This is a genomic window from Olleya sp. KKT75, from assembly GCF_055635485.1.
The window spans coordinates 3,412,755-3,430,703 of sequence record NZ_CM145759.1 but is presented as its reverse complement, the minus strand read 5'-3'; the positions used below and the strand labels follow the sequence as shown (position 1 = coordinate 3,430,703).

13 protein-coding genes are annotated in these 17,949 nt (G+C 33.6%); 5 read left to right on the top strand and 8 right to left on the bottom strand.

The features are described from left to right. Positions 1-82: 82 nt before the first annotated feature. The 3 genes from ACZ2G2_RS15315 to ACZ2G2_RS15305 are packed head-to-tail and all read left to right on the top strand — an operon-like array spanning position 83 to position 2,431. Entirely contained in the window at positions 83-1,219 is a 1,137-nt protein-coding gene (locus ACZ2G2_RS15315) for a hypothetical protein (RefSeq protein ID WP_470393153.1), read from the top strand. Positions 1,220-1,261: 42 nt separating this feature from the next. Then, positions 1,262-1,942 (top strand): hypothetical protein, encoded by a 681-nt coding sequence (locus ACZ2G2_RS15310; RefSeq protein ID WP_470393152.1) that lies wholly within the window; start codon positions 1,262-1,264, stop codon positions 1,940-1,942. A gap of 57 nt (positions 1,943-1,999) precedes the next feature. Then, complete coding sequence (locus tag ACZ2G2_RS15305) at positions 2,000-2,431, top strand: hypothetical protein (protein WP_470393151.1); 432 nt, start codon at positions 2,000-2,002, stop codon at positions 2,429-2,431. A 150-nt stretch (positions 2,432-2,581) separates the two neighbouring features. Here ACZ2G2_RS15305 and ACZ2G2_RS15300 read toward each other — a convergent pair whose 3' ends face one another. The 8 genes from ACZ2G2_RS15300 to ACZ2G2_RS15265 form a co-directional block, all read right to left on the bottom strand. Beyond that, entirely contained in the window at positions 2,582-2,956 is a 375-nt protein-coding gene (locus ACZ2G2_RS15300) for a hypothetical protein (RefSeq protein WP_470393150.1), read from the bottom strand. A 91-nt stretch (positions 2,957-3,047) separates the two neighbouring features. After that, positions 3,048-3,668, bottom strand: coding sequence for a DUF1444 domain-containing protein (locus ACZ2G2_RS15295; RefSeq protein ID WP_470393149.1), 621 nt, complete (start codon positions 3,666-3,668; stop codon positions 3,048-3,050). A 218-nt stretch (positions 3,669-3,886) separates the two neighbouring features. After that, on the bottom strand, positions 3,887-4,876 hold the full coding sequence (locus ACZ2G2_RS15290; RefSeq protein WP_470393148.1) for a hypothetical protein: 990 nt from the start codon (positions 4,874-4,876) through the stop codon (positions 3,887-3,889). A gap of 58 nt (positions 4,877-4,934) precedes the next feature. Then, a complete protein-coding gene (locus tag ACZ2G2_RS15285; RefSeq protein ID WP_470393147.1) occupies positions 4,935-5,450 on the bottom strand; it encodes a GNAT family N-acetyltransferase in 516 nt (171 codons plus the stop codon). 192 nt (positions 5,451-5,642) lie between these two features. Next, the gene (locus ACZ2G2_RS15280; RefSeq protein ID WP_090840321.1) at positions 5,643-6,056 is read right to left on the bottom strand and encodes a hypothetical protein; all 414 of its coding nucleotides are present in this window, start codon (positions 6,054-6,056) and stop codon (positions 5,643-5,645) included. Positions 6,057-6,176: 120 nt separating this feature from the next. Continuing rightward, positions 6,177-11,180: a DUF5724 domain-containing protein gene (locus ACZ2G2_RS15275; protein ID WP_470393145.1), complete on the bottom strand. Its 5,004-nt coding sequence runs from the start codon at positions 11,178-11,180 to the stop codon at positions 6,177-6,179. Positions 11,181-11,416: 236 nt separating this feature from the next. Beyond that, positions 11,417-12,748 carry an exonuclease domain-containing protein gene (locus tag ACZ2G2_RS15270; RefSeq protein ID WP_470393143.1) on the bottom strand — a complete coding sequence of 444 codons (1,332 nt, stop codon included), beginning with the start codon at positions 12,746-12,748 and terminating at the stop codon, positions 11,417-11,419. After that, positions 12,745-13,518 (bottom strand): XRE family transcriptional regulator, encoded by a 774-nt coding sequence (locus ACZ2G2_RS15265; protein ID WP_090840314.1) that lies wholly within the window; start codon positions 13,516-13,518, stop codon positions 12,745-12,747. Before ACZ2G2_RS15265 ends, ACZ2G2_RS15270 begins: the two co-directional genes overlap by 4 nt. Before the next feature lie 52 nt (positions 13,519-13,570). Between ACZ2G2_RS15265 and ACZ2G2_RS15260 the strand changes: the two genes are divergently transcribed. Next, on the top strand, positions 13,571-14,785 hold the full coding sequence (locus tag ACZ2G2_RS15260) for a DNA polymerase Y family protein (RefSeq protein WP_470393141.1): 1,215 nt from the start codon (positions 13,571-13,573) through the stop codon (positions 14,783-14,785). Then, positions 14,785-17,742: a DNA polymerase III subunit alpha gene (locus ACZ2G2_RS15255; protein WP_470393139.1), complete on the top strand. Its 2,958-nt coding sequence runs from the start codon at positions 14,785-14,787 to the stop codon at positions 17,740-17,742. The genes ACZ2G2_RS15260 and ACZ2G2_RS15255 overlap by 1 nt, the downstream gene beginning before the upstream one ends. The last annotated feature ends 207 nt before the right edge of the window (positions 17,743-17,949 follow it).

Genomic DNA, 17,949 nt, shown 5'->3' with positions numbered 1-17,949 from the left:
CAAGTAATACAGCTATTCTATTTAATTAAACACCACAAGATTAACCCGCTATTTATATACCATTTCAAAACACGCTTTTACTATGAAAAAACCAATATTTTTTTTCGCCTTATTATTAGTTTTATTAATGTCTTGCAACCAAAAAAGTTACACGGTTATGCATGCTGACACTTCTGTTTTAACAGGAGATGAGGTGGCTTACCACTTATCAAAAGACCTATTAAAATTAGAGATTATTTATACTTTAAACGAGCCGAAATTGTATAAAACTAACGCCAATCATCCGCTTATAAGTAATAACGCTAAAGTGACTATTGAGGATCCTATCAAAATCACAAAATTATTGGTAGCAGATACATCACAAACTTTTTTTATAACGGGTCAAAAACTATCAGATGCCTTTTTTGTAAATACGGGAGAAACTGCACAAAATAGTATTGCAAAAGACACAGTAATAATTGATGCTAATCACATAAAAAATGGTAATACGTTATCCTTTTTAACGGATTCTAATATTGAAGTAGGCGCGTATAATTCGGTTTTAGAAATAAAGAATAATATTTCAAAAATCACCACTAAAGATGAAGCTGAGTTTACATTAGAGCTATTGCATTTATACAAAAAACAATCGATAAGAACAGGTCATGACGTAAAGCGCTACATAAAAAAAACAAAGCTGAAATATACTGTCATTATTGATCCGTCACAGCGATACGCCAACCAAGGTCACTGGTCTGAAATAAACGGGGGTAAAATCTACCACACCATCGCACCCGATTATCTTTTTGGAGAACAAGTGACGTTAAACGATGTGGTGACGCTAGAGTTTCCAATGCCTAAAACGGATAGTTTACCATCAGTAAGTACTCAAAAACCATTAGAAGGCGTGGTGTATCGTAGTTTACCTGCTGTAAATTTTACGCTTTCGCTGAATGATACTCGTGTGGCATCAGATTCATTATCACTAACACAATTGGGTACGCTTAAAACCATGTCTGTAAAAGATTTAGAAAGATCTAACGAAGCTTCGGTCTTGTTATTTAAATCTACAAAACAAGAAAAAACATTTAAAACCGAAGAAAAAATGGAGCAATTGGAGTACGATTCTAGTAAAGCAATTGAAGCGTCTCAAAGAGCTATTAAAAGTGAATATAAAGCAAAATTGAATGACATAGATGCTCTTATAAAAACAATAGAAACACGTAAAAGTGACTTGTAGTTAACCTTAAGTAAATTTTAAAAGTATTTATACCCTAAACCAATGTCAATACACAAACTAACAGTACTACTTATTTTAATTGTTTTGACGTCTTGTAATAATCAAATGGTTGATTCTAAAACTTCAAAAAAGACTTTAGGGTTTCAAGAGAAACAAAATAGTGTAGTGCAAGATTTACAAGGTTTTATTCCAGAAGGCTATGCCATTATCAGGTCAGGAGGTAAGTTTAATAAAGTCAAAGCTGATCTAAATACGGACGGAATTTATGACTACGTCGTGTTATTGTCTAATGGGACGGAAAGTAAAGATTATGCTGATGCAACACGTGTGACGCTTGCCATATTTGAAGGACAAACGGATGGTGCGTTTAAGCTTAAAAACCAAACGGGTAATTTGACCTACGCTTTTATTTACACTGTTGTGGAACAACGGTTAAAAGTTTTAAATAACACCGTAATTACTTTAAGGCATCAATCCATGAGACATGATTACGAGTTAAAGTTTAAATATGAAGCAGACTATGATGACTATATGCTAATTGGATCAGACTATAATAACTACGGAAACGCCATGCATATTGGTGCTGGCACCGTCAGTACCAATTTTGTGTTTGGTGTCCGAAACGAAACAATTGACTATATAAAAACCACGTATTTAAATACAGTATTACAACCTATATCAGTGGTTAATGGAGACAATGTATATGATTTGATTAGTGATTAGTCTGTACAGTAAAAACGAATAATGAATTAAAACGAACAAGCATTTTAAATAATACAAATGGAAACAAATTTAATTATAGAATCAGTTGAAGACGCCGGAAACTTGTTTAATAAAAAGTATAAAACATTTATTACAGAGCAACCACGAACAGTCACTATTGTAGATGATACATTTACACTGTATAGCTTTGAAAAAATGATTGCATTAACTAACATAGACGGTTTAGAAGTTAGCGAAGCGCGCGCTTTAAAAGGCTATGTTAAGACTTTAAAAACTATTTTAGGGCCTACTGTTTATGATCAAAAAGGAAAAAAATGGTCCATGTTAATGTTGTCCAGCAGCATCACTATTGGTAATAATGCATCAGGAGATTTATTATTTATAGATAGACATGATAGTAAGACGCTTTATATTTTTCGTCATGATGATGGCAGCTTGTTTAAAACCAAATGGACCTTGAGCAAATTAATTAAAGCCTATTCTGAATAAATTTTAAACTAATAAATCTCAAGTTTAAGCATATAAAAAAGACCAACTACAAAGCTGTAATTGGTCTTTTTTTTGAGTTATAGTTAAAAAAATAATGCTGTTATAACTGTGTTTTTTAGAATTTAAAAAGGTGAAATTAAAAGGTGTTGTTTAGACCGCAATACGGTTAATAGCGTCCATCTTTTTAAGTATGATAGGCACAAATAAAGCAAACTTAGCATTAAACTCCTCTTGTGTTTTTGAAGTGTTTAAATTATTACCCATAGTGACCCAAGTTGCGTATAAAGCATCTTGAAAATCAACATTATCTGTGTCAATATTTAAGGCTTTAATCAGGTTAAAATTTTCATCTTGATTATAAAACCCTGTGGCATTAACTATTTCAAACACCAACTCAAAGATACTCCTGGTTTCTAAAAGCTCGTTAATTTTAAGTTGTGGTTCTTTGGATCCACTTATGGCATCAAACACATCAACCATTAAGTTTTGGATTCTGCCATTAATACTAAAGTCTAAATATTTCAAATCTTTTAATTTTAAATTATTAAAAAGTATTTACCGTTAGTTGGTTTTAAATAGCGGTAAATACTTCTTGTTTTTCTTTTTTTACGCTTCTTTATTCTGATAATGGAATATGTCCTGTAATACGTCCTTCTTTTACAATAAATAAAATATCAGAGATCTCTGCATTTCCAAAACTGTCGTCATTCCAAGTGTACTCATGTAGGTATACAAACTTATTTAGTAATTCCTGATCTGCATCTCTAGAAATAGCCATCATACACGTACGTCGTGCTAATGATACAAGTAACTCATCTGCTTGTAACATCTCGTGCGCTTTTAGCATGTGTGAAACGGATAAGATTCTTTCGCTAGAAAAATCATTACCGCTAGAGGTGACTACTTTGTTATCAAATGTTTCAGAATATTCAAATACGGTTTCGTAATTTTCTAAGTTTTGAAATGCTTGTTGCGTGATTTGTTGACCATCCATAGTTTCTAAGTGTTTTTTTGTTAAAAACACAAAATTATCTGGAGTATCTATACCGTAACCAATAACAACCTTAGGTCCGTTATCAGAATTGATTAAATTAGAATTTAAAGCGCCTGCTTTAAGACCAACCCAATGTCCTGATTTTAAAATTGGATAGATTTTTTGATCACTTTGCTTTGTTTGCTCAATGATTTTTTCTAATTCTTCTTGAGATTTTTCTTTTCCGTGAATGACTTTGCTCATAATACTATTTGTTTAATTATTTACTACAAATTTATAATTGAACGCTGTTTTTATTATCACGGTATTCAGCCATTTACAGATTTAATGGTTTGCTTTTTGAACATAAAAAAAGGTGTAATACGCTTGTAAACACCTTATGGTTATAAAAACTTATGTATGAATTGTAGTGTGTAAAAAGGCACTGTTTTTTTTAAGCACAAAGCTGATCTTTTATGTTTTTAGTGCATTAATTTAGTTGCATTCTCTGTTAAATCTGTTAAAAATTTATCTGTATCTTTATAGAGCATCTTTTTTTTAGGGTATGGATTATGTAATGCTACTGTTGGTAATTTAGCTTCAAGTATTTTATTCATATAATCCAATTTTTCTGGATATTCATAGAATAATTTTCCTTTTGGGAAATCATTTTTCTTTTGCCATAATTCAAATTCTTCAGAAAAGCAGTTATGATTTGGTCTTGTTATTTTCTTAAATAAATCCTCATCAATGATTTTAGCAAAACGATATAGTCCATGTATTTCCGAAGCGAAACATTTTGCAAGCATATTATGACGTTTGGAAACTGAGTGTTTCATCTTTTGATATGCTTTGCAAAGTTCTATCAGACAATTGCTAGCATCTATTTCGTTTTTATTTATTAAAGCTTTAAAATATAGAATTACATGTTTTTCCCAAGCGGTAATTTTTTTGACAAGAAATTTGTCAGCCTTTTTTATAGCTTCATTTTTCAAATCGAATTGTTTGTAATAAAGAATTTTTAATAAATTAACTGAAACCTCTGTGTAATAAGTTCCTTTAGATTGCGGTAGGTTTTTTGGAAAAAATGAGTCAATAATTTCAAAATCATTGCAAGAAAAAGAGTTAAGTGCATTAAAAAGAACATTGCAATGGTCAGTTCCGCTTGCTAACATGCCTCTACTTATAATAATTTGTCTCGATGTTTGATATAGAACATTATTTAGGAACTGGTAATCACGTTTTTGAAAAGCAATGTAAAACCCAAAGTCATTTATTGATTTTAATAAGGAGACATAAGATTTTGTCTTTTTATTATCATCCTTTTTATCTTTCAAGTATTTTTCAAAAGACTTTGTATCCCAAGCAAATAATTGGTCCCAAGTTTTTGGTGGATAAGAATACCCCCATTTATCCAGACTTTCCTGAGAAATTTCTTCATAAAGTTTTATGTATTTTTCTGTAAACTTCATTAGTATTCTACATTTTGCTGATTTAGTTCAAATTACTGCTAATTTTGAAATAATAATATTAATACTCTAAAAACATGACGTGATTAGGATTACTATGTGTTTTTGAAATATTAAAATTATAAGCTCCAGCTATTTTAAAGCCCATTTTATTATAAAACTGAATGGCTTTTTTGTTTTCTACCCAAACGACTAACCACAACCCCTTTTGATTATGTTGTTTAGATAGTGCAATATTAAAATCCAACAAAGTAACACCTAATTGTTTGCCTTGAAAAGCCTCTAAAAGATAAATCCTGTCTAATTTGGTGATGTTTTTGTCGGTAATATTATCGTTAGGCGTTTCTAATTGAATTTTAGAAAATCCTGCCAATTGGTTATCGTAATACAGTAAATGGTATAGCGCCTTTTTGTTTTCAAACTCTTTGAAAATAGCGTCTGTATTGTAGGTGTTTAAAATAAAACGGTCAATATCTTCCTTTGGCGCACTGTTGCCATGAGACTCTCTAAAGGTCTGTTGTCCTAATGTTGCAATTATTTCTGAATCTTCAGAAGTTGCTTTTATAATTTTAATCATTTGCTTTAAAAATGCTAAACTGTAGTGTGTATTTTATTTTGCAAAATTAGGTGTTTATGTAATATGAAATCTAAATTATTTGTCTAGAATTAATGTTTTAAGGTGAATGGTTTTAGTATCAATTAATTGAAAGAGCCTTTACCTAAAAGGTTTTTGTGTGTGAAAGTGAAACGTCTACATCAAATATAGTTTTTACCAATAAGTACCAACTAAAAAGGTTAATCTTATAAAAGCAATGACGCTTTCTGAGGTTAATTGTAAAGGAGCTTTTAAGTCGGTAATCTCTTGATCATCCACAAATACAACAAATAATCCGTCTGTAAAGGCTAGTAATACATTGTCTATTGCTAGTTGTTGGTTGGCCAAATTAGTATTGGTAATTTCTCCAAAATCAACTTTACCGCTTTGGGCTTGTTCTTGAATTTGTCTAGGCGTTAAAAATCCAATGACATTTACAGTTGTGCGCTTTGTGTTAAAAGCATCGACTTGATTTTTGACACATGCGATTAATAATTCTTCTAAATTTTTGGGTGTATGATCTAATGTAAAAGGGACTTCCTTTACTTTTTTCTTACCTAATCTTTTTAGTTGTAACGTGAATATCATGCTATACTTATTTTTTTTGCGTTAGGGATTGTCGTGGAAAGCCCACAGTGCGATAGCACGAGGACTTGCAACAGAAAGCCCGACCTCGCCTAAGCGAGGTAACGCCCTAATAATTTAAAGTTAACTATTTATCTGTGCTAAAATAGTTGGATCTTGGATTTTGTTATCTTCTGACAGTAGTTTCATTTTTGAAATAATCTCAGCAGATTTTGGATCGTCGTCAACAAATGGTAAAAATAATCGACCTCTATGCTGACTGTGTACTGGAAGGATGGATAATGATAGTCCGTTTTTGCTGACTTGACCACTTCCTAAATGAATACTATAGTCTCCTAAAGTCCCTTTTATAAACAGGTGACGCTCTTTTATAGTAATATTTTTTAGTTTGAATAATTTTGCAGAAGCCTCGGCTAAAGCAGCTCGCATTTGCATAGTACTGTGGCTAGCTTCAGGGTCGACACCACCAACGTGAGCGACGCTTATAACTAGGTCAATATCGCGCATGATTTCGCTGAAAATAACTTCAGGAATTTCTGTTAACGGAATACGATTGTAGTTGTCTATAGATTGAAAACAAATGTCTTCCAATGTTGGCGCTTCTGCATCAGAAGGCGAGTACCAGTCTGCCATAGCGTACATTGTGGCAATAAACCCGTGTTTGTGATATACTTTTTGCAAACCATCTTCCATGCTTACTGTCCAACCACGACTTCTTAAAAGTGCGACGGTTTTTTTAGGTTGTATTTGATGACCTTGGTAACGTTCTGAGCGGTTACTATGTTCACGCTCATCCGCAGTAATTAAATACAATTCTCTAAACACTTGCTTAAATGGTTGCGTAATACGCGCTGCAAACAACTGTTTTTGGTAAAGATCCCATTGTACTGCTTGGTATAAATGCGAAGCATGTGCAATAAGTAACACGTCGTCTTCTTTTAAAGGATGCGTTGTTCCGGTTGCATCTGTTAAGTTACCTGAGTTGTAAAATCCTGTGATTTCTTTTTCTGGCACAATCAGTACTAATTTAGTTAACATCGCTTTTACAATAGGATGTTGCATCATATTATGAATTTCGAGTGCTGTAAATTGGTCTTGATTAACCATCGCGTTTTCTAATGATAAACGCGTACGACTGTACTGTTTTGATAAGTACGTTTTATTGTCTTTTAAGGCAATTACTTGTTTGTCTTTGCGCAGTTTAGCAGGAATGTTTTTTAAGACTTTATCTGCTTTTGTTACTTTGATTGTAGTTTTACCAAGATCTGTAATTATAAGCGCTATTACCGTGTCATCAATAGTAACAATTGCTTGTTCCATAATGGCTTTTGTGGCTTTGGCTTCCATTGCCCAGCTAAATCGGACGCGGTCTTTGTAACCTGCATTACGAGATAAATTGTCTAATGCTATTGTGACTGCAGCAGTTTCGCTTTCTTGACGTTGGGCACCAAATTGTTTGCTTTCTTTTAAAAAATCTTGGAGTAGGTTAAAGCGTTTTAGTAAATCTTTTTCAGGAATGGTTTTACTTAACGGAATTAATCCCAATGCACGTACGTAATCTTTATCGCGCTTGTCTTTAATTTTTTTAAGTGTTTCTGTGATTTTTACTTCGCCTAACATGACGCTAGAATATAGTTTTACTTGTCGGTGTCCATTACCATCAGAGATATATTTAGCAGCATCATGAAGCAGTTTCCAATTGGCTTTTCCTAATGTTTTATATACTTTATTAAACCAATCAATATCTATAGCGCCCAAAGCGAAATCGCTTTTTGGAATGTTAGAATAACGCGAAATAATGGTTTCTTTTTCGCTGTTCATATAATCTGAAGCATGTGCTTGAAACCACCAAACTGCATTGTTTAGACTTTCTATGTTAAGATATTGGCCAACAACTTCCGCCCATTGCGTGGCATAACACGCTAGTTCTATTAATCGTTTTTTAGGTAAATTAGCTTGGTCTGCCAATCTTGCAAAATCGGCATAGCTTTCCGTGTCTTTAAAGGTTGTCTTTTTTAAGATATTACTAAAAATAGTTTTTTTACTGTCTCCGTAATAACTGTAACCACGTTCAAAATTATCTTTGCCTAAACGTTCTAAAACTCTAAAAACATAGTCTACACCTTCAACTTTATGGATGGAATTTATATATTCTGTAGCAGGCGTAATTAAATCACCACGCTCTAATTCGGTTTCTAATAAATTAGTTTTTAAAGGAAGAAAAACGTGCTTAGGTACCATGTCACGTTCAAAGCCATTTTTGTAATTCATCCTGTAATTAAAACCACCATCAATAACCGTCATTAATGATTTTGAATGTAGGGCTTGAAACAGTAAGTCGTCGTCTTTTATTAAGCCTTTTTTATAAAGATTTAAGGTGATTTCTATATTAGGGAATTCTAAATTACGTGGCTTTTTATTATTTTCAGTAATGACTTTTATATCTGTAGCAACATCCGGATGAGACATGTTTTGAGCAATTAAATACATGTTAAGACACCAATATTTTAAAAGCTCTTTATTAGAAAATTGATTTAAATAATTAAGACTAAAACTTGGTGTTAAGGGAAGTATAATACTAGTCCAATGGTATGTTGTTGTATAGTATTTGTCGCTGTCCTGAAAAGTTTTAAGCTTGTATTTATTAGGGAAATTAGCAATCATGTCCTCAAAAATGGAAAACTTGAAAGATATCATAGTTTTGGTGTCTGCGTAAACCCTAAATAAACGTTTTAAAATAGTGTTGTAAGTATTTAATCTGTTAGAATAGTTTTTTGTAACACCTAGATTTAAACCGTTTAAATCTGGGTAATATTGCCTTACAAAAGGCTCTAAAGCTTTATAAGTCCCAAAAGGATAACTAGGGTTGTTTATGTAGCGTATTGCAGCATACATTTCAAAATCATTAAGTTGACTTTTTTCATACCATTCTATCCATAATTTTGCCAACGGAATATTGTGTAAATGCTCCTCAGGTGTTGGAGATTCGCCTAAACGCTTCATGTCATACAATCCTTTTTCTAAAAAAAGTGTACGTGTTTCGCCTTGATAGCTTTCCATTTGATATTCGTAGTTTCCATTTTCAGAAACTAGCCTAATTAAATGATTAACTTGAGTAATAATTTTACTAGTATCTATAAATTCTTTGAATTTAAATTCAGAAGATTTTGACGTAGAGATTCCTAATTTATCAAAGAAACTGCTCTTCTTTGTTTTAAAATGTGCTTGTGGTTGGTAAAGTGGTGTTAGGTTGTTATAATCAATGACACCAAAACCATTACTAAAGTTATACTCTTCTGTAGTGTCAGAAAACTTATCTAAGTAAACTTGTTCGTTTTTAGTGATTTTAGGTCGTTGATTGTAGTCTTTTATGTGTTGTTCAATAAAATCGGGTTGCCTATTATCGTCGTGTAAAACCGTTAATATTTCTAAACCAGCAATACGTTGTTCTACATTTTTTGAAGTGATTAAATTTGTAGTACTATGTCTTAAACGATCAACAGGTAGTTTAACTATTAAATGTATCAAGGCAGTACGTAAGCCTTTGTTTTTACGTCTTAGTAAATCTTCCGCAATCTCTAAATCGGCATCATAAAGGTGCATTTTACTAAAGATATTTAGTCCCGTAGCCATAACCAGCTCATTTCTGTTATAAATGGCTTTTCTAGCTAAGGCTCTTTTCCATGAGTTTTGATCAAACTTTAAACGGACTTTACTTTCTTGACTTTGTTTGTAATTGTAAAAGGAATAACTGTAATGTTTAGGAAAGACTTTACGGATGTAAGCTTCTCTATATTCTGTAGGGAATGCCTCAAAATCAGTAGCCATTAACTCTAATTGCTGCTCTGTAGCGCTATTAATTAAAAACTGAAAGAAGTATGTTGGACCAGGAGTAAATGACCACCAAGAGAAAATTTTGCTTTCAAAGGATGTTCCTTTTTCTGTAACGTTTTTTGCTACGTTTAGTAGTTTGTCAAAAGTTGTATTATCTAAAGTCGTTGATGGTAAATTAACTGCCATCCAATGGTCTAAAGCGTAATCTTGTCCTAAATTTTCAATAAAATAAGGTGCTAAAGCGTCGTTTGTTTTTTCTGTTGTCGAGATAAAATACAAGGCTAAAATTTTCTTGTTTCTATCTTCAGAAGCAAAAACAAGGTCTAATGCTTTTCTGTTTGCAGTATCTACATCCAAAATTCCAATAGACCATAACGCTACTAAAACCTCTAAATTATCTTTGCTTTCAAGCAATGTGTCTACTGATTTTAGATTCAGAATTAAAGATTGTGCTAAATCCAACACACGATTAATTACTGATTTTTTAGGTGTTTCCCAATTTAAACCAAACCAAGTGCTTACAGCTCTAGTAACACTACTAAAGCGGGTAAGGTCGTTTTCTAATACAACATTAATTATATATTTAAGTGCACCAAGACTGGAGTGGTCTAAGGCTTCTAGGATGGTTTGTCGTAAGCCTTCTTGGCGTTGTGCTGCTAATAGTAATTTAGCGACTAGTTCCCAATGTTTTTCGTCTTCAGACAACAGCAATGCTTTTATAATATCTGCACTAACACCACCAATCTCATCTTCTGCTTGAATAATGTCGTCTAATAACGGATCAAACATAGTTCCGGCATTATGTAATACAGTAGCTAAAAAAATACTGTTTGCATTAGGATGATAGACACTATATTGAAAATGCTCTTGTAATGATAGTCCGCAAAAACCCATACGGCTAAACTGTAAAAACCGAGTAAAATAGTTTAGTTTATTAATTAGAACAGTTTTAGAAGGTTTAGATCTAAAGGCTTTTCTGTTATAGTTTGTTTGATAGGGTAGCGTGTTCATAAAATCCCACATGGCAGCCAAATAAGGAGCTTGTACAACACCATAAAGTTGCATGGCTAAACGCATACCTTCCTGATTAGCCCAAGGATTAACAGTGATTGGACTGTCAAAAGCCTCCATAAAATCTGTTACATTATACCAAACACGTTTATCTTTTTCTACACCACCTAAAATTTTCCCTAACACTCTATATGGCGTAGAAAATTGTCTAAAGTCAAAACGATCAACTTTTGGTTTTTGGTGTTTTTTAATGTGTTTATTAGCGTCTTCTATTGGAATCATATGTTGTAGTCCTTTATATCTGTGGTCAATAGTAATTATTTGCTTTTATTTTAAAAGGTTCAATAATTGACTGCAATATAAAAGTAATTCAACTTTTTTTTATCACTGTATTTGGTGATATTTTTTGTTTAAATATAATGCGATTGCATTGCATCCAATTGTTTAACCCATTAGATCTAAAATAAGAATGTTGTCTTTAAATAAATTTACAACAGACTTTCAAGTCTCAATACATATTACTTTAAAACGCCACGTAATATCTTCTGTACATCTAAATTATCTTTTTGTGGAATCAAAAAGGTTTCTAGATCTTCTGGGGAGTTAATTTGTTCTGATTTGTCAATAAAGCCATATCCTAAGTAGACACTATTTTTAATTAAAACAAAAGCTTCTTCTTGGCTATGTCTCCCTTGTTGTTTTAATACTACGTTTTCTTTGTTGTTATTAATGTGATCAATTGCGGAGGTGACACGTAAATTATAATCTGTCACATGTTCTTTATTAGCACAAACACCTTTGCAAGTTGTTATTTTATAATGCGAACATTGTACAACACCATCTTGTAAGTGGCAAAATTTTGGACACAATTTAAATTGAGCACACATTTTTTCTAAATATTGTCGGCAATCGGTAATACTGGAAAAGGTTTGAATGCTGTTTGGCGTTGCTTTTAGAGTGTTGTACGCTAAATGCTTTATGCCTTGTCTATCTTCGTAACTAAATATAGCATAGGCTTTTGGTGCGCGTTTAGAAATAACATTGTATTCAGGATAATGTTGCTTAATTGCTGCATCTTCCATTAATAAGGCAATAAGCTCGCTTCCGGATAGTTCAAAGTCAATATCGGAGGTCTCACGACAAAGGTCCAACGATTTTTGCGCTTTACTGTAAAAATGGCTTAAAACACGTTTTTTAATGTCTTTTGCTTTACCAACATATATAATCTGTCCTTTTTTATTTTTAAAATAATAGATACCGGCAGTATTGGGTAAATTATTAAAGACAGCAGTCGGTAAATGAGAAGGTAAAGTGGCTTCTTTGGATGTCTTTTTTAGAAAGTCAGCAAAAACAGTTTCAGCATCCTCTTGATTTAATAATATATCAAACAAAACAACGGTTGCTTCAGCATCACCACGTGCTCTGTGTCTGTCTACAATATTAATATGCAAATCGGTACATAGTTTACCTAAACTATAGGATTTATGACCGGGTAATAATTTGCGAGATAAGCGGACCGTACAAAGCTTTTTTCGATTAAAATCAATGCCCAACGCCTTAAATTCGTTTCTTATAACATTGTAATCAAAGTTAACATTATGGGCTACAAAAATGGTGTCCTCTGTAATGGATAAAACGTCATTGGCAACCTCGGCAAACGTGGGTGCATTCGCAACTGTTCCGTTATCTATTCCTGTTAAAGACGTAATATAATCAGGGATTAAAACCTCAGGATTAACAAGAGAAGTAAACTCGTCAATTATCTGTTTACCATCGTATTTAAAAACAGAGATTTCAGTAATTTTGTTACTTCTACCACTAGTTTCAACATCAATAATTGTATACATCATCTTAACGTTTTTTCTAAAGCTTTTAATTCGACACCCAGTTCATTAAACATGCCTAAAATACTGCTGATTTTTAGCTCTTCTTCTGTGTATTCTTGTGTGTTAATACTGCAGGTAAATTCCCAAATCTCTAAAACTTCATTAATAGGGACACTATAACCGTTATAGGTTTTATTGTCCGATACTAGCAATAAAGAGTTGTTTAAATCGATGTTATTATAAACACGCTTGTAAACCATACCATCATTTAAAGTGACTAATACGTAGGTGCGACCACTTTTAATTTCGCTTCTATCTTCTACAAAACGTCCAATAACAAACGCCCCATCTTTCATGGGTAGCATAGAGTCTCCTTTAATAGGAAATGCACGGTGTTTTCCGGTGGGTAAAAAAGGCAATTTTATTTTTTGTAGTTGCTCAATATATTCCGGATCGTCATACCCAGCTAAATACCCGGCAGAGGCTTTTACAGGGACAACTTCAATTAAATTTTCGTTATCATTATCTACTGTTATCGGAAACAGCACCCGTTGGTTATTCAGCTCGATAAACGAGAAGTCTTTGGCTTTAGTCAAGTCGTTACGCAATAAAATATCTATAGGTATTTTAAAGTAATCGGAAAACGCAATTAAAAACTCGATAGTAGGCGCAGAGCGGTTCTCCTCGTAAGAGCCAATACGTGACCTAGTTACCTGTAACTCTTCAGCAATACCTTCTTGAGATAGCTTTTTGAGACTTCTTAAGTGTTTTATGTTTTTAGATATATAATTCATAATACTACAAATGTAAGCAATAATTACTTAAATATGTAGCTAATTTTGTAGCATGCAGAATAATATTTTACATCTAGATTTAGACACGTTTTTTGTCTCTTGCGAGCGACTAATAGATAGTCGTTTGCAAAACAGACCATTACTAGTTGGAGGGACAGGAGATAGAGGTGTGGTAGCTGCGTGTAGTTATGAGACTAGAGGCTTTGGTGTGCATTCTGGTATGTCTATGAAAGTGGCAAGACGTCTATGTCCGGAAGCCACAGTAATTAGAGGAGATGCGTCCATTTACACCAAATATTCGCATTTAGTAACCGAAATTATTAAAGACAAAGCACCCGTTTTTGAAAAAGCGAGTGTGGACGAGTTTTATGTTGATTTATCAGGCATGGATAAGTTTTATGGGTGTTATAAATACGCGTCAGAATTACGTCAAAGCATTATTAAAAATACGGGGTTACCAATTTCGTTTGGATTATCAGCCAACAAAATAGTATCTAAAGTGGCTACGGGAGAAGCAAAACCGAATAACCAATTACAGATAGATTCAGGATTTGAAAAAGATTTTTTAGCCCCATTATCCATTCGTAAAATACCATCTGTTGGCGAGAAAACGTATCAGGTGTTAAGAGGTTTGGGGGTTGATAAAATTAGTGTCATCCAACAAATGCCATTAGAAATGATGATAAGTGCGCTTGGCGCGAATGGACGTACCATTTGGAAAAGAGCTCATGGTATTGATAATCCACCATTGGTCCCGTTTTATGAGCGAAAATCCTTGTCTACAGAACGCACGTTTGGAAAAGATACTATCGATATGGTTAAGCTTAGAACCACCATTTTTGCTATGGCAGAAAATTTAGCCTTTCAATTAAGAAAAGGCAATAAACTAGCCGGAACATTAAGTGTCAAAATCAGGTATTCGGATTTTAATACGTACACCAAACAGGTTAAAATCACTTATTCTAGTGCAGACCATGTTATTATCCCAAAAGTATTAGAGCTGTTTGAAAAACTATACCAACGCCGATTATTAATCCGTTTGGTAGGCGTCAAAATTAGCGATATAGTGACGGGAAATTATCAAATTAATCTTTTTGATGATACCGAAGAGATGCTAAATCTATACAATGCAATGGACGCGATAAGAAACCGATATGGCGATTTAAGTATTATGAGAGCCTCTGCAATGGGCGCCAAAACCATTGGTAGGTTTAATAACCCGTTTAATGGCGAACCTCCCGTTTTATTAGCACACCGTAATCAATAATGTATTTAAACTGTCACTCATATTACTCTTTGCGTTTTGGAACATTTTCTGAAACCGATCTATTAGATTTAGCAGAAGCTAATGCTATGGAGGTTGTGGCGTTGACGGATATTAACAACACCTCTGCGTGCTTAAATTTTGTGCGTCATGCTAAAAAACGCAATATTAAGCCTGTAATTGGTATTGATTTTAGGACTGGTGCACAACAGCATTTTGTAGGTCTAGCCAAAAACAATCAAGGATTTAAAGCTTTAAACGCCTTTTTGTCTCAACATTCTGAACACAAATTACAATTACCAGATGTGGCACCACCACTTGCTAATGTGTTTATTATTTATCCTTTTGAAAACGTCTTACAATTAAATAAAAAAACGTTTGCTGATCACGAGTTTATTGGGGTGTCTATTACCGATTTGCGGAAGCTTAGATTTTCGACCTTAAAACAACAGCAGCATAAAATTGTCTTATTGCAGCCTGTAACGGTAAGAGATAAAAAGGATTTTAATGCCCACCGGTTATTAAGAGCCATAGATAATAACACGCTATTAAGTAAACTGGAAAAAACGGAGGAATGTAATCCTTTGGATACAATGTGGTCTTTAGACGAATTGAATATAGCTGTAGCTGAATTTCCTTTTATCCTAAAGAATACAAAAGCGTTGCTAGACCAATGTGAGGTTGAGTTTGGTTTTGACGATCAAAGAGACTCCCAAAACCAGAAATTATACACAGACTCGTTTAAAAATGATTGTATCCTATTAGAACAATTGTGTCGGGACGGTTTACCAAAACGGTATGCTAATCCATCACCAAAAGTACATGCGCGTTTAAAAACAGAATTGGACACCATCAAATCCATGCACTTTGTATCCTTTTTTCTTATCAATCATGATATCGTGTCTTATGCTAAAAGCCAAGGCTATTTTCATGTGGGTAGAGGTAGTGGTGCCAATAGTATTGTAGCCTATATTATTGGAATTACAGATGTAGATCCCATTGAGCTAGATTTGTATTTTGAACGCTTTATCAACCCTTTTAGGGCGTCTCCACCAGATTTTGATATCGACTTTTCTTGGAAGGATAGGGACGATGTGACCGCCTATATTTTCAGAAGATTTAAGCATACCGCATTATTAGCAACCTATAACACGTTTAAATATAGAGCGGTTGTTAGAGAGTTAGGTAAGGTGTTCGGTTTACCGAAAGAAGACATAGACAAGCTAAGTAAAAACAGTTACACCGCTTCTAGTTTAGACGATATTTCAAAATTGGTTTTAAAATATGGTAAGTTAATTGAAGGCTTTCCAAACCATTTAAGCGTGCATTCCGCCGGAATCTTAATTTTGGAGCATCCCGTACATTGTTATTCGGCAACAGATTTACCACCAAAAGGCTTTCCTACGGTGCAGTTTGATATGAATATTGCCGAAGATGTCGGCGTCTTTAAATTTGATATTTTAGGACAACGTGGTTTAGCAAAAATTAAAGAAGCGCTAGAAATTATTGCAGAAAACAGACCAGAATTACCACCAATAGATATTACCAATGTAGCTGCGTTTAAAAAAGATCCAAAAATTAATAATCTATTAAAATCAGGAGGTGCTATTGGCGCGTATTATGTAGAGTCTCCTGCAATGCGTGGGCTAATGCAACAATTACAAACGCAAGACTATTTAGGTTTAGTCGCAGCAAGTTCTATAATCAGACCTGGCGTGTCGGGGTCGGGGATGAAAGACGAGTTTATTAAACGCCATCGGATGCCCGAAAAACGAAAAGAGGCACATCCCGTATTGTACAATATTATGCCAGAAACCTATGGTGTGATGGTTTATCAAGAGGATGTGTTGAAGGTGGCTAATCAGTTTGCAGATTTAACTTTAGGCGAAGCAGATGTGCTTAGACGTGGTATGAACGGTAAGTATAGGTCCCTAAAAGAGTTTGAAGCTGTCGAAGAAAAATTTATTGCTAATTGTAGAAAAAAAGGATATGCTGACGACTTGATTTTTGAAGTCTGGAACCAAATTAAAAGCTTTGCTGGTTACGCTTTCGCGAAAGGACATTCGGCGTCTTATGCTGTAGAAAGTTATCAGAGTTTGTATTTAAAATGCTATTTTCCATTAGAGTTTATGACCGCTGTACTTAATAATGGTGGTGGTTTTTATAGTGCAGAACATTATTTTCATGAAGCTAGACAACAAGGCGCAACCATTTGCTTGCCTTGTGTAAATACTAGTGATCATCCCAATAGGTTGATTGATACCTCCATTTATTTAGGATTGGGGTATTTGAAAAATTTGGAAGCTTATACCATTAAGCGCCTATTAACGGAACGACAGTTGCACGGACCGTTTAAATCTTTAGACGATTTTATTGATAGAATTCTTATTAGTATCGAACAACTAACCATTTTAATTAGAAGTAATGCGTTTAGATTTACCAATATCCCTAAAGTAGAATTGCTTTGGAAAGCTATTTTTAAATTGAATGCCAAAGGAAAAGACACCATACAATCTAAGCTGTTTAAAACGGAGCATAAACAATTCACCTTACCAAAATTAGATAATAATTGGATTGAAAATGCTTATGACGAAATGGAATTGATTGGATTCCCGTTATGCAATTATTTTGATTTAGTAAGTGAAGCAATGCAAGACGATGTGTTGGCCTCGCAAATGCACCTATTTGTTAATAAAACAATACTTATTTACGGAAACCTGGTGACCACACGTTTTAATAAAACGTCACAAGGCAAATTGATGCGCCTAAGTACGTTTGTCGATAAAAATGGAGACTATTTTGATGCAGTACACTTTACAAATGTGGTCCATCAATTCCCTATTAATGGATTGGGGATTTATGCGTGTTATGGTAAAATTTCTGACCGGTTTGGCTTTTATAGTATGAGTGTTGTTTGGAGTAAAAAGCTAGCTATACTACAAGATCCAAGAAATAGTTAAGCTATTGTTTTTAAAAAGAAATAGCCCGTCTGTTAGGTTTTTAATTTATTGCGTCTAAATCCTCAGTACCATTTAACTAACATGGTATAAAGTATATAGAGCGACTGTTTTTTTGAAATGTTATTTAAATTATTTGTAAATTAAAGACGTATTACAAAAAAAACACAGTCATTTTGGACTAACCGCTAGCTATGGTTATAAACAAAA

Coding starts and splice junctions, on each gene's coding strand:
- ACZ2G2_RS15315 (WP_470393153.1), top strand. CDS start 83: ATGAAAAAACCAATATTTTTTTTCGCCTTATTATTAGTTTTATTAATG.
- ACZ2G2_RS15310 (WP_470393152.1), top strand. CDS start 1,262: ATGTCAATACACAAACTAACAGTACTACTTATTTTAATTGTTTTGACG.
- ACZ2G2_RS15305 (WP_470393151.1), top strand. CDS start 2,000: ATGGAAACAAATTTAATTATAGAATCAGTTGAAGACGCCGGAAACTTG.
- ACZ2G2_RS15295 (WP_470393149.1), bottom strand. CDS start 3,668: ATGAGCAAAGTCATTCACGGAAAAGAAAAATCTCAAGAAGAATTAGAA.
- ACZ2G2_RS15290 (WP_470393148.1), bottom strand. CDS start 4,876: ATGAAGTTTACAGAAAAATACATAAAACTTTATGAAGAAATTTCTCAG.
- ACZ2G2_RS15285 (WP_470393147.1), bottom strand. CDS start 5,450: ATGATTAAAATTATAAAAGCAACTTCTGAAGATTCAGAAATAATTGCA.
- ACZ2G2_RS15280 (WP_090840321.1), bottom strand. CDS start 6,056: ATGATATTCACGTTACAACTAAAAAGATTAGGTAAGAAAAAAGTAAAG.
- ACZ2G2_RS15275 (WP_470393145.1), bottom strand. CDS start 11,180: ATGATTCCAATAGAAGACGCTAATAAACACATTAAAAAACACCAAAAA.
- ACZ2G2_RS15270 (WP_470393143.1), bottom strand. CDS start 12,748: ATGATGTATACAATTATTGATGTTGAAACTAGTGGTAGAAGTAACAAA.
- ACZ2G2_RS15265 (WP_090840314.1), bottom strand. CDS start 13,518: ATGAATTATATATCTAAAAACATAAAACACTTAAGAAGTCTCAAAAAG.
- ACZ2G2_RS15260 (WP_470393141.1), top strand. CDS start 13,571: ATGCAGAATAATATTTTACATCTAGATTTAGACACGTTTTTTGTCTCT.
- ACZ2G2_RS15255 (WP_470393139.1), top strand. CDS start 14,785: ATGTATTTAAACTGTCACTCATATTACTCTTTGCGTTTTGGAACATTT.